This is a genomic window from Pseudoalteromonas galatheae, assembly GCF_005886105.2.
Taxonomy (GTDB): Bacteria; Pseudomonadota; Gammaproteobacteria; order Enterobacterales; family Alteromonadaceae; genus Pseudoalteromonas; species Pseudoalteromonas galatheae.
Map to the genome: position 1 here is coordinate 2,749,306 of NZ_PNCO02000001.1, position 20,980 is coordinate 2,770,285.

At 43.8% G+C, this 20,980-nt stretch carries 19 protein-coding genes; 7 read left to right on the forward strand and 12 right to left on the reverse strand.

The features are described 5' to 3' along the window. Positions 1–12: 12 nt before the first annotated feature. Positions 13–1,383, reverse strand: coding sequence for a DNA repair protein RadA (gene radA, locus CWC29_RS12195; RefSeq protein ID WP_010370516.1), 1,371 nt, complete (start codon positions 1,381–1,383; stop codon positions 13–15). Between the two features lie 128 nt (positions 1,384–1,511). On the opposite strand from radA, the gene CWC29_RS12200 reads away from it, so the two are divergent. Continuing rightward, a complete protein-coding gene (locus CWC29_RS12200) occupies positions 1,512–4,013 on the forward strand; it encodes a PilZ domain-containing protein (RefSeq protein WP_128725952.1) in 2,502 nt (833 codons plus the stop codon). 74 nt (positions 4,014–4,087) lie between these two features. On the opposite strand, the gene ampE is transcribed toward CWC29_RS12200, so the two are convergent. Continuing rightward, positions 4,088–4,939: a beta-lactamase regulator AmpE gene (gene ampE / locus CWC29_RS12205; RefSeq protein ID WP_128725953.1), complete on the reverse strand. Its 852-nt coding sequence runs from the start codon at positions 4,937–4,939 to the stop codon at positions 4,088–4,090. Between the two features lie 6 nt (positions 4,940–4,945). Continuing rightward, complete coding sequence (ampD, locus tag CWC29_RS12210; RefSeq protein WP_138521919.1) at positions 4,946–5,488, reverse strand: 1,6-anhydro-N-acetylmuramyl-L-alanine amidase AmpD; 543 nt, start codon at positions 5,486–5,488, stop codon at positions 4,946–4,948. Positions 5,489–5,746: 258 nt separating this feature from the next. On the opposite strand from ampD, the gene nadC reads away from it, so the two are divergent. The 6 genes from nadC to pilB all read left to right on the forward strand — a co-directional run bounded on the left by nadC (position 5,747) and on the right by pilB (position 12,408). Continuing rightward, entirely contained in the window at positions 5,747–6,589 is an 843-nt protein-coding gene (gene nadC, locus CWC29_RS12215) for a carboxylating nicotinate-nucleotide diphosphorylase (protein ID WP_128725955.1), read from the forward strand. A gap of 660 nt (positions 6,590–7,249) precedes the next feature. Then, the gene (locus CWC29_RS12220) at positions 7,250–7,687 is read left to right on the forward strand and encodes a pilin (RefSeq protein ID WP_138521921.1); all 438 of its coding nucleotides are present in this window, start codon (positions 7,250–7,252) and stop codon (positions 7,685–7,687) included. 57 nt (positions 7,688–7,744) lie between these two features. Continuing rightward, positions 7,745–8,980: a type II secretion system F family protein gene (locus CWC29_RS12225; RefSeq protein WP_138521923.1), complete on the forward strand. Its 1,236-nt coding sequence runs from the start codon at positions 7,745–7,747 to the stop codon at positions 8,978–8,980. Between the two features lie 124 nt (positions 8,981–9,104). Further along, the gene (locus CWC29_RS12230; protein WP_138521925.1) at positions 9,105–9,983 is read left to right on the forward strand and encodes a prepilin peptidase; all 879 of its coding nucleotides are present in this window, start codon (positions 9,105–9,107) and stop codon (positions 9,981–9,983) included. A gap of 9 nt (positions 9,984–9,992) precedes the next feature. Further along, positions 9,993–10,622, forward strand: a complete 630-nt coding sequence (gene coaE, locus CWC29_RS12235; RefSeq protein WP_138521927.1) for a dephospho-CoA kinase — start codon at positions 9,993–9,995, stop codon at positions 10,620–10,622. A gap of 109 nt (positions 10,623–10,731) precedes the next feature. After that, positions 10,732–12,408 (forward strand): type IV-A pilus assembly ATPase PilB, encoded by a 1,677-nt coding sequence (gene pilB, locus CWC29_RS12240; protein ID WP_128725960.1) that lies wholly within the window; start codon positions 10,732–10,734, stop codon positions 12,406–12,408. 366 nt (positions 12,409–12,774) lie between these two features. Here the strand turns inward: pilB and rlmM are convergent, their stop codons facing one another. The 9 genes from rlmM to CWC29_RS12285 all read right to left on the reverse strand — a co-directional run bounded on the left by rlmM (position 12,775) and on the right by CWC29_RS12285 (position 20,953). Next, positions 12,775–13,860, reverse strand: coding sequence for a 23S rRNA (cytidine(2498)-2'-O)-methyltransferase RlmM (rlmM, locus tag CWC29_RS12245; protein ID WP_138524925.1), 1,086 nt, complete (start codon positions 13,858–13,860; stop codon positions 12,775–12,777). A 13-nt stretch (positions 13,861–13,873) separates the two neighbouring features. Continuing rightward, the gene (locus CWC29_RS12250; RefSeq protein WP_138524927.1) at positions 13,874–14,242 is read right to left on the reverse strand and encodes a DUF423 domain-containing protein; all 369 of its coding nucleotides are present in this window, start codon (positions 14,240–14,242) and stop codon (positions 13,874–13,876) included. Further along, the gene (locus CWC29_RS12255) at positions 14,235–14,873 is read right to left on the reverse strand and encodes an alpha/beta family hydrolase (protein ID WP_138524929.1); all 639 of its coding nucleotides are present in this window, start codon (positions 14,871–14,873) and stop codon (positions 14,235–14,237) included. The genes CWC29_RS12250 and CWC29_RS12255 overlap by 8 nt, the downstream gene beginning before the upstream one ends. Further along, a complete protein-coding gene (locus CWC29_RS12260; protein ID WP_128725963.1) occupies positions 14,870–15,775 on the reverse strand; it encodes a transcriptional regulator GcvA in 906 nt (301 codons plus the stop codon). The genes CWC29_RS12255 and CWC29_RS12260 overlap by 4 nt, the downstream gene beginning before the upstream one ends. An 85-nt stretch (positions 15,776–15,860) precedes the next feature. Then, positions 15,861–16,715, reverse strand: coding sequence for a 3-deoxy-8-phosphooctulonate synthase (gene kdsA / locus CWC29_RS12265; RefSeq protein ID WP_138524931.1), 855 nt, complete (start codon positions 16,713–16,715; stop codon positions 15,861–15,863). Positions 16,716–16,725: 10 nt separating this feature from the next. Continuing rightward, positions 16,726–17,976 carry a DUF819 family protein gene (locus CWC29_RS12270; protein WP_102056259.1) on the reverse strand — a complete coding sequence of 417 codons (1,251 nt, stop codon included), beginning with the start codon at positions 17,974–17,976 and terminating at the stop codon, positions 16,726–16,728. Positions 17,977–18,012: 36 nt separating this feature from the next. Next, complete coding sequence (locus CWC29_RS12275) at positions 18,013–18,879, reverse strand: tetratricopeptide repeat protein (RefSeq protein ID WP_128725965.1); 867 nt, start codon at positions 18,877–18,879, stop codon at positions 18,013–18,015. 149 nt (positions 18,880–19,028) lie between these two features. Further along, the gene (locus CWC29_RS12280; protein WP_029215915.1) at positions 19,029–19,403 is read right to left on the reverse strand and encodes a SirB2 family protein; all 375 of its coding nucleotides are present in this window, start codon (positions 19,401–19,403) and stop codon (positions 19,029–19,031) included. Between the two features lie 8 nt (positions 19,404–19,411). Beyond that, positions 19,412–20,953 carry a response regulator gene (locus CWC29_RS12285; RefSeq protein ID WP_128725966.1) on the reverse strand — a complete coding sequence of 514 codons (1,542 nt, stop codon included), beginning with the start codon at positions 20,951–20,953 and terminating at the stop codon, positions 19,412–19,414. Positions 20,954–20,980: the final 27 nt, after the last annotated feature.

Here is a 20,980-nt window from a genome sequence, read left to right on the forward strand (position 1 = left end):
TCACTCCATTATTTAAAAAAGTGCCTCAAGCGCTTCGCTGAGGCTAGAGACGGCAACAATTTCCATCCCCTCAATATTCTCTTTTGGTTTATTTGCTTTTGGTACAATCGCTCTTGTAAATCCATGTTTGGACGCTTCACGCAATCGCTCTTGCCCACTAGGCACCGGTCGGATCTCACCACCAAGACCCACCTCGCCAAATACCACCAGCTGCCTGTCTAAGGTTTGGTTTTTAAAGCTTGAAACCAGTGCAGCTATCAAGGCTAAATCGGCACTGGTTTCAGTCACTTTGACGCCACCTACAACGTTTACAAACACATCTTGATCCGACACCTGTAAACCGCCGTGACGATGCAATACCGCAAGTAGCATGGCCAAACGATTTTGCTCCAAACCAACAGTGACGCGACGCGGGTTAGCGAGCTGTGAATAGTCTACTAGCGCTTGGACTTCCACAAGGAGTGGCCGTGTGCCCTCCCAAATAACCATGACTAATGAGCCTGGTGTTTGCGCTTCGCCACGGTTTAAGAAAATAGCCGAAGGATTGTTTACTTCCTTTAAGCCTTGGCTTGTCATAGCAAACACACCCAATTCGTTTACAGCACCAAAACGGTTTTTATTGCCACGTAAGGTTCTAAAACGGCTGTCCGCACTGCCTTCTAGCAAAATAGAGCAATCTATACAGTGCTCCAGCACCTTAGGGCCGGCCAGTGTACCATCTTTAGTTACATGCCCCACCATAATAATGGCAACTTGGTTGGTTTTGGCAAAACGCGTCAAATAAGCAGCGCTTTCACGCACTTGAGAAACCGACCCCGGTGCCGATTGGATATCACTCATGTGCATAACTTGAATTGAATCAATAACCATGATGCTTGGCTTTTCACGAAGCGCGAGCTGGCAAATTGTTTCAACGTTGGTTTCTGCGAGTGTTTTAAGCTTATTTGTCGGTAGCCCCAATCGTGTGGCACGCATGGCAACTTGTTGCAGCGACTCCTCACCTGTGACATACAAAGTGTTCATGGTTTCAGCAAGGCGACACATGGTTTGCAGCAGCACCGTACTCTTACCAGCCCCGGGACTACCACCGATTAATATTGCACTTCCCGGCACAACACCGCCACCAAGGACACGGTCAAACTCTTTAAATCCCGTTGAAAATCGCGGTAACTGCTCTAGGTTAACTTCATCTAAGGTTTGTACTTTAGCTTCAACCAGCCCAGCATAACCTGACGTTGAACCACCTTGAGGAACTGACTTTGCTGACGGAACGCGAAATTCCGTTACCGTATTCCACGCCTTACACTCCGAACACTGACCTTGCCAACGCGCGAACTCGGCACCACAATCGCTACATACAAATGCTGTTTTCTTTTTTGCCATAAATTACAGGTATATATCTTGCTTAAACACAATAATAGGTTAAGAATAAACTAATAAAGCGCCAATGTTGACATAATATTGGCGGTGACCCAACTGGTCACATAAAATGAGCGCGTGTAAAACTGTTTATGCCTGAAGATAGATTACAAAAATATCAAAGCTTAATTGAGGATTTAAAACTGGATCTTGGCGATCCGGCTTTTGATCGCATATTTAAGCAACGAACTGCGGACTTATCTAAGCCAGACCAATTTCTGTTAAAAATGGAAATGTCGCGGCTGTCTCAGCCCGTGGCACGATTTATTGACCTCAGAGGACAAGTCGCAGGCCAAGTTAAGCCTTACGAATACGAAGGCAAACAGCACTTTATGGACGACTTGGCAATCGAAGTATTCGAACGGGAAGTCGCTAAACACGGGGGTTATACTCTTGCAGTTTACGAGTCTGTAATGAGTACCGACAATAATTATAAGGTCATGCAAAAGCAGGCCCAAGCGCGCGAAGAAGAGGTAGAGAAGGACGCGGAGAATCATAACTACACTAAACTCGTTCGTTTCGCGTCATACGAAAGTCGCTCCGAAGAGCGCATGAATTACTCCATTAAAATAACGGTGGAATTGGCAAAAAATCGCCCTAAGGTTTCCGCCACGACCTCCGATATTTCCCTCAGCGGCGCTAAAATAAAATTACCGACCAATCAGCAAGTCGACCCTGGACAAATTATTTCGATCCGCTTAGTGGGTCTCGAGCAAGACTTTGAGCTTGGCTTGAAAGAAGGTATTCAGTATGAAGTCGTCGCCGTAGAACCGGGTACGATTGAATATAATCAAGTTCGCTTAAAACGTACATTTATCGAGAAAAACCAAGGGTTTGATGACTTTTTGAATAGCTTTATTCACGGTAACAAGCGCCGTTATAAAATAAATCTCGACAACACTCTGGATGCCGTCGTTTGTAAGGGCTATGAACAATACTATCTACCACGGGTCTGCTCTTTGTTTGTTTTCATCAGTGAGAAACAAAAACAACTTTATCCAAGTATGGTGCTCACCAACGAAAATAACGCTTACATCAATTACTACTTTGAGGACGAAAGAAAGCAATCAAGCCTTTATTCCGTCTTCAACCAAAAACGAATTCAGCGACTGCTCGCGCTTTCTGGCGCGGTAAAAGAAGCGGTATGCCATGTGTTTACTCACTCTAGTCAAGGTAAAATGTACTTTTACTCAGCCTTTGACTTTGAACTGGAAGAAATGCAGCAACTAAACGATCTGTTTTTTGCCTTTGGCAGTCAAAAAGACAGCTGGCGCACGTTTAAAGTACAGCTGATGCCAAGCCATCATGAAGATGCGTTTATCCCGCTTTCGCTTCCTGCCAGTGCAGGAAAAAATATCGAGAAACTAAATAAGCGCCCGACACCAAGGGTTCAAGGCTTTATTCAAGATGTAAAATATCTCATGTTGCTAACAGATATTGGCAATCCATCTATTAATGAGCGATTTCAACGACTAAGTTATGAACAAAACTTAGTTAATCAATTAAAAAAGTTTGGCCACGGCAAGTCAGCTAGCCCCCCTCCCCTTGAAGTGGTTGCCTTAGAGTACGTTAACTTGCGTGCGCATAGGCGCTACCTTTATAAAACCAGTGCCGTCGTTCACATTGACGGTCAAGGGAGTTTCAACTGTGTAACCCGCGACTTTTCAGTAATGGGCTTACAAGTAGAGTGCGGCCAAGAAATGCCGCTGAATAAGGGCGACTCCATACACTTAGACTTGGTCGATTTACAAAAATTGACGAAACAGCATAATTTAACCAACTTACGCTATGAAGTGATGATGGTAAATAAAACCAAAACTATCATTAACCTAAAAGTACAAAAGATAGGTCAGTTGGACCACTCTGCAATGAACTTCTTCAAAGCGTTGATAGAAAACAACAAAGACAAGTTAGTCGCTTGTGATGAAACACCAAAGGTACCGGGATTGTCTCTTGCACTGCGTAATATGGTTACGAAATCGGTTTGTCAGTTCCCCCTTTATTTACACAAAGAAACCTCACATAATGCAGTTGGAGCGATTGGGCAAGGACTCTACCCAACATCCCTCCATCACTTATTGCACTCGTTTAGCGATAACGATGACAATACTTTAGACGCTAAGGCTGTTTTCCCCGAGCGCTTTGTCGAAGAGAAGCTAACAGAAATTCTAAAAGCAAAATCAAGACAAGATAAACCACTTAAATATTTGGTGTTTATTAAATTTGACCCAAAGCAAAGCAGTCAACACGAAGCGGTAAGCGCGCAAGTTATTGCCCACGAAGAAGCGCTTGATAGCCTGTATTTATATGCTAAAAAGGCGCTACGCAACGACTTACTTTTTGTCTATCAGCTTTACGTGTCAAAAACCGGCCGCCCAGATATGGACTATCTGGCTAATGAGTTACGTTACGTAAGCCATTACGCAATCCACAAAGCAAAAGACCTTGAAGAGGCACTATGGTCCATCACAGGTGTCTGTGATTTGGTTGACGTCACTGATTATGTGGTTCGAAACATGGGCTTTGATGCGCCGCTTATTTCTAAGATGGAAGAGCTGAAAAAGCGCTGGTTAGAGGCCAACTTCAAGCACTGATGTCAACAGCTCCATATACACTTACGGTATATGGAGCATTGTTATATAAAGGTGTGCTTTGCAGCTTAGGTTACTTACTCAACCCACCCAAATAAAGTCAGCACAGCAATAATCACGAGATAAAACAAAATATTACGCTTCACAAGACGCATCATACAGCTTGCTTCAAAGGTACAGCCTAAAAACTGCTGTTCAATTTGCTCGGCCGCAAGTGCAGTGCTTGTGACAATTTGACGATTCGTGGTTTTAAAATCTAGCACATACTTCAACCAACTTGATGTACCTTTACTAAAGTTACCTATAATCAAAAAACCGAAGCTTGCGATCCGAGCAGGGATCCAATTTAACCAGTAAAATAACCGGCAAAACTGCTCAAACACGTGGTCTAGCGGCGGATTTTCTTGCTCATGATGCCAATGCACAATTTGTCTTACCATCGCATATAGCACAGCGCCCGGCGCGCCCAGTGCCACAAACCAAAAAATAACTCCGCAGTAGTGCTGAAAGTTGATCCACGAAAGCGTCTGACCAAACGTCTCTCCGCCTGGCTCATCTTCTAATTTGTCTTGCCCCATTTGCAACGCATAAAGCGTAGCGGCTTCGTTGTCACCTCTGGTCAGTGCATTCAAATAGCCCTTATAAAGCTTGCGATATTTAGCACAACCAAAACAGACCAAGAGCACACAGATATTTATTGCAAACTGCCAAAATACAAAGTCACTTAAGCTGTATATAAAAGCAACGACGCATGCAGGAATAACTAACCAAAGCATCACACCGAAATGCGAGCCCAACATGGCACTTGGCTGAGTCCAAGATTTGGTTTTCGCGTAGTAACTTTGCAGGTAATAGTCGACTTGCCAGTAATCCGCCCGCGCGCCAAGTCGTTCAATAATAAGCGCGATGATGATAGAAATTAAGATCATGCTTGCCTAGCTCTCTTGGTTATTTAACAAGGTAAAATAATGCTGCCAATCAAATGCAGCTCCCGGATCTGTCTTTCGTCCTGGAGCAATATCATTGTGCCCTACAATACGATCATTCGTCAGTTTTGGATAGTGCTGTTGCAGCCAACGCGTTGTTTTTACTAAACTCGCATATTGCGCTTCGGTATATGGCGTGGTGTCTGTTCCCTCCATTTCAATACCAATTGCAAAGTCATTGCAGCGAGTTCGACCTTGCCACTGCGACACGCCCGCATGCCATGCCCGCTCAACAAAAGGAACGTATTGGGTGATGCTACCGTCACGACGTATAACACAGTGCGCCGACACCCTAACTCCCTCTAAGTCAGAAAAAGTCGGATGCGCACCACAGTCCAGCGTACCCATAAATAAGTCTTCCACATACGGCGTGCCAAAGTCCCCTGCGGGCAGCGAGATATTATGAATAACCAGTAAATCTATCTCACACGCTTGCGGTCTTGCATCGTAATGTGGGGATTGCTTGTGTTTAGCAAAAGGTAGCCAATTCAAAGTATTAGTTCCAAGCCTTGGTTTAGATTCGATTATAAAGACAAAATAAGACAAAAGGTAGGGATGGACCTAGGTGTAATTTAACGATAGTGTCGCGATGTAAATTCACAGTAGCAAACAACGCATGACCGTAGCAGCGGATTTACCTCGCGAAATAAAAATCGCGCCGCCAAATTCCATGAATTCTTCTCCATCAATTGTACTCCTAGACAAACGCGCGTAAAATTCGGCCATTACAGAAAAATGAAAAGACAACCTATGATTGACCAAAATCTTATCAGCCAATTGGTAAAGCAGGCGCTAGACGAAGACCTTAATTATCAAACACCAAACCAAGGTGATATTACCGCAGCCCTTATCCCAGAAACACAGCAAGCAAATGCCTATGTGATCACGAGGGAAGATTGTGTGTTCGTTGGCAAGGCGTTAATCGAGGAGGTTTTTCAGCAAGTCGACCCAAGTGTTAGCGTCAATGTACTTGTGAACGACGGCGACCTTGTCACCGCTAATACCCGTTTGTTTACCGCAAGTGGTTCAGCAAGAGCGATCCTAACCGCAGAGCGCACGGCACTTAATTTTGTACAAACACTGTCGGGCACAGCAACTACCACAGCAAAATATGTTGAGATGCTGAGCGGTACGCAAACTAAACTGCTGGATACACGTAAAACCATCCCAGGATTAAGAGCACTACAAAAATACGCAGTTAAATGTGGTGGTGGAAAAAATCATAGAATCGGTCTATTTGATGCGTATCTTATTAAAGAAAACCACATTGCAGCCTGTGGTAGTATCACCAAAGCCGTTGCGACCGCGCGCAATAATCATCCGGACAAGCCAGTAGAAGTTGAAGTAGAAAATTTGGGCGAATTACAACAAGCCTTGGATGCGGGCAGCGATATTATTATGTTAGATAATTTCAGCGTAAGTGAGATTCAACAAGCAGTTGAAATCACACAAGGCAAAGCCAAGCTGGAAGTCTCTGGTAATATGACCATTGAAATTTTGACGACTTACGCACAAGCTGGTGTTGATTTTATTTCAAGCGGCGCACTGACCAAGCATGTACAAAGTATCGATCTTTCGATGCGCTTTGAATAACCAGCTTGCGCTAAATTTCAAAAAACATTCATACAGGGCTCATTGCTGGGCCCTATCCCCTTTTTATAGTGCTATCAAGTAACCTGTAGTTCGCTCACTGTAGCTGATTTGCCAACCCGTGTGAGCTCAGATTTTTCATTTTTAAAAGAATACCACTACGTAACAGCAAAGTGTGCACTCACCCTGTAATCCTACGTAATAGGAAAAGTTTTCTATTTCGTTGACAAACCTACTTAAAACTCGTTAAATACGACAAAAGAACTAGAGTGTAACAAGATCTTAATGTTCGGTAACGATTGATTCCGCTTATTTTTTGAACCGATATTAGGAAAGTTTGCGCTACCGCAAGAGAATCAATAATTTATTATTAAAATTTGATTGTAGGGATCAGCGTTTACTATTAAAGTAAATGTTAATTGTGATCGCTGAAGCTAAATCGGTGCTACACTTCTAGTTGATTAGGGAACGGTCACAAACTTAACGGGTTTAGTTTTCAAGATGTTTGAATGATAAACTTGCTTCACCTTCTTGGGCGCCGTTAAGTCAATTTGAGCACACCAGTTTGTTGATTCGATGGATTGGTATTTATTGCAAAGGTTTTAATAAACGCTTAACTTAAACCTATTATGGTTAAGTCACTTAAAATTTAGGAGACACATCATGACTCAAAAACAACAGGGTGGTTTTACCCTAATCGAACTAATGATTGTAGTAGCAATCGTAGGTATTCTTGCAGCAGTAGCACTGCCTGCTTATCAAGATTACACTGTTAAAGCTCGCTTTACTGAAGTGGTTACCGCTGGTGCATCAGTAAGGACTACTATGACTGAGTGTTTGCAGACGAATAATAATGTCATTGCAGCATGTGACTCTTATGCTGAGTTAGGCATTGCAGCTCCAGCAGCTACAAATAACTTAGCAAGCGTAGCAATTACAGAGACTACAGGTGTTATTACTGCAACAGGCACTGCTGTAGCAGGTGGTTATACATATATTTTAACTCCGCCAACAATCGATCCAGCAAATCCTGCACCTTCAACGTACGTGTTCACAAAAGGTGGAACTTGTACAACAGCAAGCATCACAAATCTTTGCTAATTAAGTATTGGGGAGGATTATTCTCCCCATTCACCTCTCAATCAAACACTCTCATCCATGAATAAAAAATCTACAGAATCTAGCAATACTTTAGACACCTTTATTTGGGTCGGAGTAAATAATAGAGGTAAACGCCTCGAAGGCGAAATAACAGGCTCGAGTATCGCTTTAGTTAAAGCGCAGCTAAGAAAACAGGGCGTTACTCCTTCTAAAGTCAAGCGTAAACCTAAACCACTGTTTGGTTTGTCTGGTGCGCAAAAAATCACCCCTCAAGATATTGCAACGGTTACAAGACAAATTGCCACTATGTTGACTGCTGGTGTATCTCTAGTACAGACCCTTGAGATGCTGGCCAGAGGCAGTAAAAATAAATCATTGTCTAAACTCATAGGTCATGTAGGCGATGAAGTGAAGGCAGGTCAGCCTTTAGCGAAAGCATTACGTGCTTACCCCAGATATTTTGATGAACTTTATTGCGACCTTGTTCATTCAGGAGAACAATCTGGCGCACTAGATACCATATTTGACCGCATAGCGCTCTATAAAGAAAAGACCGAAGCGCTGAAATCTAAAATTAAGAAAGCATTGTTTTACCCGATAGCTGTCATTGTTGTCGCGTTAATTGTTACCTCTATACTATTAATTTTTGTCGTACCTCAATTCCAAGACATATTTAACGGTTTTGGGGCTGAGTTACCTGCATTTACGCTTATGGTTATTGGGTTTTCTGAATTTCTGCAAGAATATTGGTGGGTATTTTTGATTGGACTTGGCCTATTTGGCTACACCTACAAAGAAATGCTTATTCGCAGTCCTGCTGCAAAACACTTTAACGACAGAATGATACTTAAACTTCCAGTTGTCGGTGAAATTCTGAAAAAAGCCGCAGTAGCCCGTTATGCCCGTACGCTTTCTACCACCTTTGCTGCAGGTGTACCGCTTGGCGATGCGCTCGATTCTGCCGCAGGAGCTTCTGGTAATATAATCTATAAAAATGCAATTAAAGAAATTAAAGCAGAGGTTAATTCTGGTAACCAAATGCACTGGGCAATGCATAACACCAAGGTCTTCCCTGATATGGTGGTGCAAATGGTGTCTATTGGTGAAGAATCAGGTTCGCTGGACGGTATGCTAGCAAAAGTTGCGAACATTTATGAGCAAGAAGTCGATGATGCGGTAGATGGCCTTTCTAGCCTATTAGAGCCACTCATTATGGTGGTACTCGGCGTCCTGATCGGTGGCCTAATTATTGCTATGTATTTACCGATATTCCAGCTAGGCTCCGTGGTGTAGGGGAAAACACTCCGTAAGCTTTCGAGCTCAAGATTATTTCCTATGGTACACTGCTACATCCAAAAAACCGATACCGAGCATGCCTCGAAAATTTAAACAAAAAATATAAGCAAGCGCACAACCTATGCAAGATATTATCAACTTGATGCAAACCCAGTTATGGTATTGGTTACTTACAGTCGGACTCGTTAGTCTTTGCATCGGAAGCTTTCTCAATGTGGTTATTCTTCGCTTACCTAAAATGATGAAGCAGAGCTGGCAGTCAGAATGTCGCGTATTGCTCGCTAATGAGCTACCAAAACAAACCGCTGAAGCTCCAGTGTTTAATCTAGTAAAACCAAACTCTCATTGCCCAAGCTGCAAAACACCAATTAAAGCGTGGCAAAACATTCCCCTGATCAGCTGGCTGTTATTAAAAGGCAAATGTAACCACTGCAACGCGTCAATCTCGGTACGCTATCCTTTGATAGAGCTAACAACCGCCCTACTCTCCACATGGGTTGCGTGGCATTTTGGTGCCACTTTAGAAGCCACTCTGTACATTTTGATTACTTGGGTATTAGTTGCACTTACCGTCATTGATATCGACGAAATGTTGCTGCCCGATCAGTTAACACTACCAACTTTATGGTTAGTACTGGTTGCCAGTTGTTTTGGCGTTGGCATCAAGCCCAATGATGCCATTATCGGTGCGGCCGTTGGTTATTTGAGTTTATGGAGCGTGTATTGGCTGTTTAAATTACTCACAGGTAAAGAAGGCATGGGCTATGGCGACTTTAAACTGTTAGCTATATTTGGTGCATTGATGGGCTGGGAAGCAATTCTAACTATAGTGCTACTTTCAAGCCTGGTCGGCGCAATTATTGGTAGCATCCAATTAAGTGTTCAAGGCCGAGATAAAGCCACACCTATTCCGTTTGGTCCTTACTTAGCCATTGCAGGCTGGATCACCTTAATGTATGGCAAGCAGCTGCAGCTGTGGTACGTAAACCTAATAACGTAAAGTAAGACAATGCTAAAAACGAAGAATTGGATTTTAGGAGTAACTGGCGGTATTGGAGCGGGTAAAACGGCGATCACTAATCACTTACAGCAAAAAGGGGTAGTGGTTGTTGACGCAGATATCGTTGCACGAGAAGTAGTCGCGCTAGGCAGCGCTGGGCTGCAAGCGATTGCTGATGAGTTTGGCAGTGCCATTTTACAGCCTGACGGCAATTTAGACAGGGCCAAGTTAAGAGCCATTATTTTTGCTGATGCAGCTAAAAAACAGTGGCTTAATGACCTACTTCACCCGTTAATCCGTAACGAAATACTCGCGCAGTTAAACTCAGCACAAAGCGATTACGTGGTTTTAGCGGCGCCTTTGCTGTTCGAAAATGGCTTAGAGCGCTATTGCGATGCCACTTTACTTGTCGATGTCGCTGTTGATACGCAAATCGCGAGAACAACCAGCCGAGATTCGGTAGATGCCGCGCAAGTAAGCCGTATTATCGAGTCGCAGTTACCGCGCTCAGAAAAACAAGCAAAGGCGGATTACATACTAGACAACGACCGGCCACTACTTGAAAGCCTGCAACAGGTAGATAGGTTACACAACGAATTTCTTAAACTAGCACAAGTGAAAATAAGTCTAAATAATTAGGCTAGACTTGGCTGTAAAACTTAATCTACACTCATTGTGAAAACTTGGCATTTTTCCAACTTAATGATAAATATTGAATATGCATTCAATGTGAAGGCAAAGAGGTACTATGGAACATCATTCCCCGCTACTGCGTAAATTTATTACCCTAGGGCGAGTCACTGCTGAGCAAATAAAGTCTCGCCAGTCAGAAGCAAACACCACTGCCGAGTTGATTTGCTTAAGTTCAGGAATGAGCTCCAAAGAGCTAGCTGAAGAATGCCTAGACTTATTCAAGGTGCCATTTTTTAATCTTGATCACTTTAACGTTAGTGAAATTCCGCCGGCGCTAGTCAAAGAAAAGCTGATCCGTAAGCACCATATTTTACCACTGGTACAAAAAGGTAGAAAACTCTACGTAGCGGCTTCCGATCCGACTGATTTTGGCGCATTTGAAAATTTTGAGTTTAGTACTGGATTACAGTGTGAAGTACTGGTAGCCGACTACAAAAAACTCGAAGCAAAGATTGATCAGCTGTTTGATGCAACGGGCGGCCTCTCGATTTCTGAAGAGGAGTTTAAAGAATTTGCCGATTTAGAAGTCGATGACGAGCCTAAACAGCAAACCACCAACGAAGATAAAGACGATGCGCCAATCATCGTTTATATCAATAAAATTTTAATGGATGCGATAAAAAAAGGTGCGTCGGATCTGCACTTTGAGCCTTACGAAAAAAAATACCGCGTGCGCTTTCGTATCGACGGCCTATTGCATGAAATGGCAAGCCCACCAAACACACTCGCGACGCGCCTCGCCGCCCGTATTAAAGTGATGGCGCACTTAGACATAGCGGAAAAACGTAAACCACAAGATGGTCGCATTAAACTAAAAATTTCCGAACGCAAAAGTATCGATTTCCGTGTGAGTACACTGCCTACCATGTGGGGCGAGAAGATCGTAATGCGTATTCTAGATTCGTCCAGTGCTATGCTCGGCATTGACGTGCTAGGTTATGAGCCTGAGCAAAAACAACTTTACCTCGACGCACTAGAGCAGCCTCAAGGCATGATTTTGGTAACCGGTCCAACGGGTTCTGGTAAAACCGTGTCACTTTACACTGGCCTGAATATTCTTAATCAGCCAGAGCGCAATATCAGCACCGCGGAAGACCCTGTAGAAATAAACCTTGAGGGTATTAACCAAGTACAAATCAATACCAAAGCGGATATGACTTTCGCCAATGCCTTGAGAGCATTCTTGCGTCAGGATCCGGATGTGGTGATGGTTGGTGAGATCCGTGACCTTGAAACCGCTGAGATCTCAATAAAAGCTGCCCAAACCGGTCACTTAGTATTGAGTACGCTGCACACCAACTCTGCCCCTGAAACGCTTACTCGTCTATTAAACATGGGCGTGCCAGCGTACAACGTAGCAAGCTCGGTAAGTCTGATTATCGCCCAGCGTCTCGCAAGACGCCTTTGCCCTAAGTGTAAAACACCCGAAACGCTGCCGGAAGAAGCCTTGTTAGGGCAAGGCTTTACTGCCGAGCAAATTAAAGAGATTACCCTTTTCGCGCCTAAAGGCTGTGAACACTGCACCGATGGTTACAAAGGCCGTGTGGGTATTTATGAAGTGGTAAAAATCACGCCGGAGCTTTCGCATCTGATCATGGAAGGGGGTAATTCTCTTGAGATTGCCGAAAAAGCGGAGCAGTTAGGTTTTGATAACCTACGTAAGTCTGGCCTGAAAAAAGCCGCCGCAGGGGTGACATCGCTTACAGAAATCAACCGTGTAACGAGTTATTAAGACAGATTGATTAAAACAAAAAGATCGCGATATAAAATCGCTCCCATAAATAAGCTAACATCTATGTGAGAGCTGCTGCATACGGCGAGCTTGATAAAAAATATCGCGATGTGAAATCGCTCCTACAACTAAGCTAACCACCGTGTGGGAGCCGCTTTATGCGGCGAGCTTGATGAAAAATATCGCGATGTGAAATCGCTCCTACAACTAAGTAAACACCTGTTTAGGAGCCGTTTTACGCGGCGAGCTTTATGAAAAATATCACGATGTGAGATCGCTCCTACAACTAAGCTAACCACCGTGTGGGAGCCGCTTTACGCGGCGGGCTTGATGAAAAAGATCGCGATGTGAAATCGCTCCTACAAATCAGCTGTACAAATTTTGCGGTACTTTAAGCACATTAATATGTACCGTGACTTCCTCACGGTCATGATATAGGTGCTTTGCTTGGATCTCATAATCTACATTGTACTTTTGCAGCTCTTCATGGATAAGCGTAAGACATTCATACACACTGTCGAAGCGTTTTTTCATCGGTAGCTTTAAGTTAAAGATCAGCTCTCGAGCAAACGCATTCACCACCCAGTCCACCATTAAATCAGCAACACGCGTTGGCTTTTCGACCATATCACACACCAGCCAATCAATATTGCGTTTTTCTGGGCGATATTTGAATCCATCTTCACGATAGTGCTTCACTTGTCCCGTTTCCATCAGGTTATCATTCATCGGGCCATTATCGATTGAGGCGACAAACATGCCACGGCGTACGAGTTGGTATGTCCAACCACCAGGGCAAGCACCTAAATCAACGGCTCGCATTCCTGCGCGAACACGTGTCTCTTGCTGGTCTTTAGGTACAAAGACATGGAATGCCTCGTCTAATTTTAGCGTCGAGCGACTTGGTGCGTCCGACGGCATTCTCAGACGCGGGATCCCCATAAAAAATGGCGAATTGTTATCACTAAACGAATAACCAACATAAGCGGTATTATTGGCAAGAAACAATACATGTAATACAGGCTTGGCAGGTTTTACCTCACGAGTCAGCTTGTGTTGCTTCTCGAGCGCCTTAGACAAAGGCGTTGAAAACTTTTTACAGAATTTAGAAAGTTCTTTTCCTTCATTAGTATCTGGCGTTTCAACGCGCAGCTCACCACACAAAGGAAAACCTTCCACAGCCGCTTTTATCACGCTCACTCTGTCTTCAATCGGCATGTGGGTATGTAAAGTGCCAACAAACCACTGCCTTGCAAACACCAGTTTCTTAAAGTCGATTTTCTTCGCTAAGGTCTCAGCATCATTTGGCGAAAAGCACTCAAATGTTACAAAAGCAGTATTCGGCTTAGCTTTTACGTAGCCAGCAATTCCATGCTTTGCAGCATAATGATTAATTTCGGCTGCGGCGTCACTTTCAAAACCACCGCGACAATAGATAACGATACTCGACATTAGATTCTCTAGATTAAAAGGAAGATTTAGCAACTTGAACTATTAATAAAATCCAAGCAATTAAAAAACAGGTACCACCGATTGGGGTGATTGGCCCTAGCCATTTCATACCTGTTAAGGCAAGTAAGTACAAACTACCACTAAATAGCAATACACCAGCAATAAAGAAACCACCAGCAACTTGTACCTTGAGGCCCCATTTGATTAAAAACGCGGTGGCAATAATGGCAAGGCCGTGAGTCATTTGGTACTGTGCAGCCGTATTAAAAATACCAATGGCATAGTCGCTCAAACGTCCTTTGAGACCGTGAGCGGCAAACGCGCCGAGTGCCACAGACAATAAACAAAACACGCTGCCAATAATCAAGTAGAGCTTAGCCATGACAGCGCTCCTTAATAAAATTCGCCGCTATCGCGGCGGCATTCGCGCGGCTCTCTGACTCGCTTACACCACTCACCTTACGTGGTTTGAGTGAATGGTCACCATCTTTGAGCCACTTCACCATAACTTGCTCGGGAAAGCACATGGCATCAACCTCTGTGCGATTGCCAAAGGTATCGCGTTCGCCTTGTAAAATGAGCAGCGGGCATTTCAACTCAGGAAAATGATCCACTCTGAGCTTTTCCGGCTTACCAGGCGGATGGAATGGATAGCCAAACGCAAGTACTCCTTCCACCTTTACAGTGGTTTCACAGGCCAGCATAGATGCCATACGCCCGCCCATTGATTTACCACCAATAAAGAGCGGTAGACTTGGTTCTACTGCTGCCAGTACTTGTTGAAAATACGCGAGTAGCTTAGGAGCACGCTCAGGTGGGCGTTTTTTCCCTTCTTGTTTGGCTTGCTGCATATATTCAAAATCAAAGAGCCCAACTTGAACGCCCTTAGAAACAAGCAATTTAGCCATTTCTTGCATAAAATCACTATCGCTTCCTGCACCTGCACCATGGGCAAAAATAAACTGCGCAACTGGGTTTTCAGTATAGTGCCATTCGATATTTACTGCGCTCATAAACTATTTAACTCTTGTTCGTGTTCTACCATATCAAGCATCCATTCTTTGAATGAAACTATTTTACCCAGCTCTGACTGTGACTCTCTAAATACCAAGTAATAGGCATTTTTACTTTCGAGGTGGTGACTAAATGGAATAACCAGTCGCCCTGCATCTATATCCGGTCTTGCCAGTACGCTATTGCCCAGCGCCACGCCTTGGCCGTGAATTGCTGCCTGTAACACCATAGAAGAGTGACTGAAGATAGGCCCGGTATTTACTGCCACATTTCTGACCCCAGCGGTTTTCATCCATGCTTTCCAAGCACGACGCGTGGTGTCATGAAGCAAAGTATGCTGGGCCAAATCGCTTGGCTGATTAAGCGGTTTGGGGCCAGTTAACAAAAACGGGCTACACAATGGTACGAAGTACTCGGTATGTAGCTTATGGGTTTGCACCCCATTCCAGTTACCACGACCGTAGTAAATCGCGACATCAACGTCGTCCGTTAACGAGTTGTCGTCGTGATCTTGGGCTTTGATCCGTACGTCGATTTCAGGGTGCAACTCGTTAAAGTTACTCAGCCTTGGTACCAACCATTGAATTGCAAAACTAGGCGTCAAACTCACCGTTAACGACCCTTTTGCGCCTCGCGCTAGGAGCTTTTCAGTCGCATCGATTAATTGTGAAAAAATATCTTTAATATCGAGGTAATAGCCCTGCCCCTCCTCAGTTAATAGTAAGGAGCGATTTTTGCGCAAAAACAGCTTTAAACCTAGATGTTCTTCTAAGATTTTAATTTGATGACTAACCGCAGCTTGAGTGACGTATAACTCCTCTGCTGCTTTGGTAAAGCTCAGGTGTCGTGCCGCCGCCTCAAAGGCTTTTAATGCATTTAATGGTGGAACTCGTCGTGACATTCATTCATGCCTATAAAAAACCCGCTAACCGCGGGCAAGTAAAATCCCCAAACAACATCTAATTATGAGATCGCTTGGGTATAGATTATAAATCAGCTGCGCTGGTGTCCAGTGGTGCAAAACTCTTAACTAGCTCATCTACCGCTTTCATCTGTTGTAGATAGCCTTCAAGTTTAACCAATGGCAATGCACAAGGACCATCACACTTAGCTTCATTTGGATTCGGATGCGCTTCAATAAAGAGTCCAGCTAACCCAAGTGCCATACCGCTACGAGCAAGCTCAGCAGCCTGAGCACGGCGGCCATCAGCAGAGTCGCTACGACCACCCGGACGCTGTAGCGCATGTGTCGCATCAAAAATAACAGGAGCCATACGCTTCATGTCATCCATGCCCAACATATCCACGATCAGGTTATTATAGCCAAAGCTACTGCCGCGCTCACAGAGGATAACTTTGTCATTACCCGCTTCATTGATCTTCTTAATGATATGGCGCATTTCATGTGGCGCTAAAAACTGTGGTTTTTTCACGTTAATCACCGCACCAGTTTCTGCCATAGCGACAACTAAGTCAGTTTGACGGGCAAGGAACGCAGGTAACTGGATCACATCAGCAACTTCCGCAACGGGCTTTGCTTGGAATGGCTCATGTACATCGGTGATCACCGGTACATTAAAGGTCTTTTTGATTTCTTCAAAAATCTTTAAGCCTTCTTCCATACCGGGGCCACGGTAAGAATTGATTGACGAGCGATTGGCTTTATCAAATGACGCTTTAAATACGTATGGGATCCCAAGTTTACTCGTCACTTCAACGTAATGCTCTGCGATTTGCATTGCCAAGTCACGAGACTCAAGCACATTCATTCCACCGAACAGCACGAACGGTTTATCGTTTGCAACTTCTCGTCCCGCAACGTTAATAATATCTGTATTCATTTTTTATCCTTTAGCTGCCTATCACACGAAGCAATTGTCCGCATAACCAAGCCATATAAGTACCAAGGGCATAACCAAGCACCGCCAGTAACACACCGACCGGAGCAAGCGCTGGGTGGAACGCCGAGGCCACCACCGGCGCAGATGCCGCACCACCAATATTTGCTTTACTGCCAACGGCAACATAAAACACGGGTGCTTTAATTAATTTAGCAACAATAAATAACAAACCAACATGCACGGCCATCCAAATAACACCAATAACGACGTATTTAGGCGCCTCAACAATTTTGGTGATATCCATGTGTAGACCAATGGTTGCTACTAAAATATATAAAAAGCTCGAGCCAATTTTTGACGCGCCAACCGCTTCATATTGACGTGCTTTGGTAAATGAAAGTGCCAGACCTATGGTCGTAACGAGGACAATAATCCAAAACAGTTTGCTATGAAGAGAAAACTTCTTCAGCTCTGGGTAATTGCTACTAAAAAATGGCACCAGTAAGTCTGCAGCAAAATGCGCAAAACCCGTTGCACCAAAAGCAAAACCAACTAGGATCATCAAGTCTTTGAGTTCGGGTTTTCTTGCGTGCTCGGCTTCAAATGCTTGTACTTTGTCAATTAGGCGGTTGATTGAAGATGTATCCGCCCCTGTTCGCGCATCGATTTCTTTATTGCGCGCCGCCATGTAGAGCAAACACGCCATCCACAAGTTTGCGACAACAATATCAACCGTTACCATGATGGTGAAGATTTCTCCGCCTGCGCCGTAAATCTCTTTCATCGCGACCATATTGGCACCACCACCAATCCAGCTTCCTGCAAGCGCGGCCATGCCACGCCATACGGCTTCTGGGCCAGTTACACCAAGTAGCTCAGGCATAAAGGTAGCAGTAAGTAAAAGCGCAATTGGGCCACCAATCACCACACCCACCGTTCCTGTCAGGAACATGATAATTGCCTTTTTACCCAAAGCCGCTATCGATTTTAGGTCAATACTTAGTGTCAATAACACCAAACAAGCGGGTAATAGATAATATTTTGCTACCGTGTAAACATCATTATTGTTGCCATCAACGATACCAAAGGTATTTAATAGAGATGGTAAGAAATAACACATCAACAGCGCTGGCACGTACTTGTAAAACTTAGCCCAAACTCCGCTTTTTTGACTTGATGTGTAAAAAACAAATCCCAGTATAACGGCCAAAAGGCCCATAATTACCGCGTTATTGGTAACGAGCGCAGCGCTTTGCTCCATAAATCCTCGCTGTTATTATTTTTTATATAACTATGTTTAATGCAAAATATTATTATGATCAGCCAACTCTTTGATCTGATGCTGGATCACTTCAATGGTTGGGTCGTCCGGACATTCATCAACGAAAAACTGTAAGTCGTCTTTTGCCATCTTCGGACAATTTAACTGGTTGAGTAGATAGCCTCTATCACGACGCTCATAAGGATCATCGCCTAAGATATCCATCAATTGCTCGACGCAACTTAACGCATGACCAAACTTTTCTGCCGCAATAAACGCCCACTTTTGCTGAGACAAATAAAGCTTCAACGACTCTTCGTTAAAAATAAGCTCCATCGGCTCTTGGTCTTTTTCTTGCTCTTTGTCTTGGTTGTTTTCGTTTTCTGGAATTATGTACCAGCTCTGATGACCTGAGCTTGGCTCAATGACATAACCCTCTTCTTCGCTAAATGCGACATGCACGATAATCTCCCCTTGACTTAGAGCAAGGCTTGCCTCTAACTTCGCTCGTTCAAGCAGGTGCACTAAAATAAGACCCAATGCAGTATTAGTACCACTGCGCATAGAAAGAGCGTAGCAAACACTGTTTAGCTTGTATTCTGGTACCTTTTGACTGCTACCACTGAATAGCCACAGGGTATAAAAAGCGTCCAAGATTTCATCTAAACATTTATGTTTGCTTGCATGCTTATGGCGAATTTCATCCACGGCAAATTCAAGCTCTGCTAACTGACACAAAGTTTCATTGGTATCAGCTTGTGCATCCCAACTTTGCTCAGCCTTGATACAGCGGATCAATGGCGGATAGGAAAATGCATCTGAATTGTCATCGAGAGATAAGTCATTCTCATCTAACCAGATATCATTCTTCATAAAATTCGGTTTCTCTTGAATTGCTTTCATTTAGAACGACTAGTTTACCACTTTTTGTCATATTCCCAAGGGGGGAAATTTAGTAATACCAATCTATCGTTCACTGAAATAGTAAAAATGTTTACTTATTATGGAGATATAGAAGCGCTCGGTGATAAGCCAAGCGCCAATTGAAATGCTTAAGCAAAGAAGCCTTGTTTGCTTACGGCGAGATGCGCGATGGCCATTAGTACTAATGTTGCAGCGCCTAGCGCCAAGTATTTGGTCTTTTTAACACTTGCTTTTGCAATTACAAAACCCAGCGCAATATAACCAAACACTAAAACGATTTTTTGTAGCAGCCAAGGTTGTTGTGCAGGATTCAGCCCCGCCGTTACCGCCAAAATAACAGCCGTAACTAGCAATAAAGTGTCTACACTGTGGCTGGTAATAAACACACCTTTATTTGTTGCTAACTTACCAGAGCCCAAACGCGAAAACGCGCGAGTGTAAAATAGTACAATACTCAATACCACAAATAATAAGTGCGTATGTTTTAACGCCATGTAATCCATATCATTCTCTAATCAGGGAAACGTTGTAGGATCAATTCTAACTCATTAATACAACGGTTGAATACATCTACGAGTTTAGGGTCAAAGTGTTTTCCCTTTTGCGCAGTAATCTCTTTTTGCGCATCTTCTTGGCTCCATGCCTCTTTGTAGCAACGTTTATGGCGTAAGGCGTCATACACATCGGCTAGTGCCACTATACGACCATAAAGGTGTATTTCATCGCCTTTTTTGCCTTTCGGATAACCGCTACCATCCCATTTCTCATGGTGGTCTCGAGCGATTAACGCGCCCGCACTGACAATCTCGCGACGAGAGTCTTTTAATAAGTCAAAGCCTTTGTCTGTATGAGTTTGCATGACTTTCCATTCTTCATCATCCAGCTTGCTAGGCTTATTTAAAATCGTGTCGGGAATACCAACTTTACCCACATCGTGCAGTGGTGAAGCCATTTTCACCAGCTCAGCCTCTTTATCAGAAAGCCCCATTTCTTTGGCAAGCGTATGACAAAGATATGCCACCCGCTTCACATGATTGCCAGTATTGGTTGAATGAAGTTCAAGTGCTTCACTTAAACGGATCACCAACTCTTGCTGAGTATCTTCAATTTCGGCTTGTAGCTGTACATTTTCGTACGCAAGCTGCATATTCTGGGCAAAAATATCAATTAAATGACGCTGGGTTTCAGTCAAGAACTCAGGGATCCCAGACACAAACAGCATTGAGGCGTGATTGTAGTCACTGGAGCAATACGCAAATAGATAATTATCTTTGTATACAATGTCTTTATCTTGTAGTGCTTTTAAGCAAGCATCCATTTGATCGCTGCTGAGCACTTCCGAAATTGGCTTACCCTCGCTACTTTCAAACTCTCCACGCCCTGCAAATACAACCAGTTGATCGTTCGTTTGACCAGCTTCTTTACCCGCTGCAAGTGATGTGGCATACATAGCTTGGTCGACCGTGCCTATCAGCGAAGTAAGTTGCTGTAGCACGCCCTCAATAAAGCTCTCAATGGAGTGAGTTGCGAAAATATCACGAGAGGCTTTAATGATTTTCTCAAGCCCTTGTCTTGATTGGTCTATAGCAAGAATGTCACGATATGAACGCAAACTCGACATCACCACAGTAAAGAGTTTTTGCGCGGTGAGTTCTGTTTTCGACTTATAGTCATTGATATCATAGTTAACGATAACTTGACGCTCTGGTGCTTGACCTGGCTGGCCGGTCCTCAAAATAATACGGATATGGTTATTTTTGGCAGTTTCACGAATGTATTTTGCGACCTGCAAACCCGCATCGTCGGTTTCCATAACCACATCCAGCAACACCACCGCAGCATCGGGATTGGCATCAACGATTTTCTTTGCTTCTTCACCGGAATAAGCGCTAATAAATTCCAGACGCTTCTTTTGAAACTCAAAGTCACTCAGTGCCAATTTTGTCACTGCATGCACTTCGGGCTCATCATCGACAATAATGACCTTCCAAGTGCCTACTTTTTCAGGTTCAACTACGTCAGCGGGTTCGTCTGAAAACAAAAAATCATCCATATTGCGGATCCTATTGAAGCGCCTAAC

Coding starts and splice junctions, on each gene's coding strand:
- CWC29_RS12200 (WP_128725952.1), top strand. CDS start 1,512: ATGCCTGAAGATAGATTACAAAAATATCAAAGCTTAATTGAGGATTTA.
- kdsA (WP_138524931.1), bottom strand. CDS start 16,715: ATGAATACAGATATTATTAACGTTGCGGGACGAGAAGTTGCAAACGAT.
- CWC29_RS12250 (WP_138524927.1), bottom strand. CDS start 14,242: ATGGCTAAGCTCTACTTGATTATTGGCAGCGTGTTTTGTTTATTGTCT.
- rlmM (WP_138524925.1), bottom strand. CDS start 13,860: ATGTCGAGTATCGTTATCTATTGTCGCGGTGGTTTTGAAAGTGACGCC.
- CWC29_RS12220 (WP_138521921.1), top strand. CDS start 7,250: ATGACTCAAAAACAACAGGGTGGTTTTACCCTAATCGAACTAATGATT.
- radA (WP_010370516.1), bottom strand. CDS start 1,383: ATGGCAAAAAAGAAAACAGCATTTGTATGTAGCGATTGTGGTGCCGAG.
- CWC29_RS12270 (WP_102056259.1), bottom strand. CDS start 17,976: ATGGAGCAAAGCGCTGCGCTCGTTACCAATAACGCGGTAATTATGGGC.
- CWC29_RS12285 (WP_128725966.1), bottom strand. CDS start 20,953: ATGGATGATTTTTTGTTTTCAGACGAACCCGCTGACGTAGTTGAACCT.
- pilB (WP_128725960.1), top strand. CDS start 10,732: ATGGAACATCATTCCCCGCTACTGCGTAAATTTATTACCCTAGGGCGA.
- CWC29_RS12280 (WP_029215915.1), bottom strand. CDS start 19,403: ATGGATTACATGGCGTTAAAACATACGCACTTATTATTTGTGGTATTG.
- CWC29_RS12230 (WP_138521925.1), top strand. CDS start 9,105: ATGCAAGATATTATCAACTTGATGCAAACCCAGTTATGGTATTGGTTA.
- CWC29_RS12225 (WP_138521923.1), top strand. CDS start 7,745: ATGAATAAAAAATCTACAGAATCTAGCAATACTTTAGACACCTTTATT.
- coaE (WP_138521927.1), top strand. CDS start 9,993: ATGCTAAAAACGAAGAATTGGATTTTAGGAGTAACTGGCGGTATTGGA.
- CWC29_RS12255 (WP_138524929.1), bottom strand. CDS start 14,873: ATGAGCGCAGTAAATATCGAATGGCACTATACTGAAAACCCAGTTGCG.
- CWC29_RS12260 (WP_128725963.1), bottom strand. CDS start 15,775: ATGTCACGACGAGTTCCACCATTAAATGCATTAAAAGCCTTTGAGGCG.
- ampE (WP_128725953.1), bottom strand. CDS start 4,939: ATGATCTTAATTTCTATCATCATCGCGCTTATTATTGAACGACTTGGC.
- nadC (WP_128725955.1), top strand. CDS start 5,747: ATGATTGACCAAAATCTTATCAGCCAATTGGTAAAGCAGGCGCTAGAC.
- CWC29_RS12275 (WP_128725965.1), bottom strand. CDS start 18,879: ATGAAAGCAATTCAAGAGAAACCGAATTTTATGAAGAATGATATCTGG.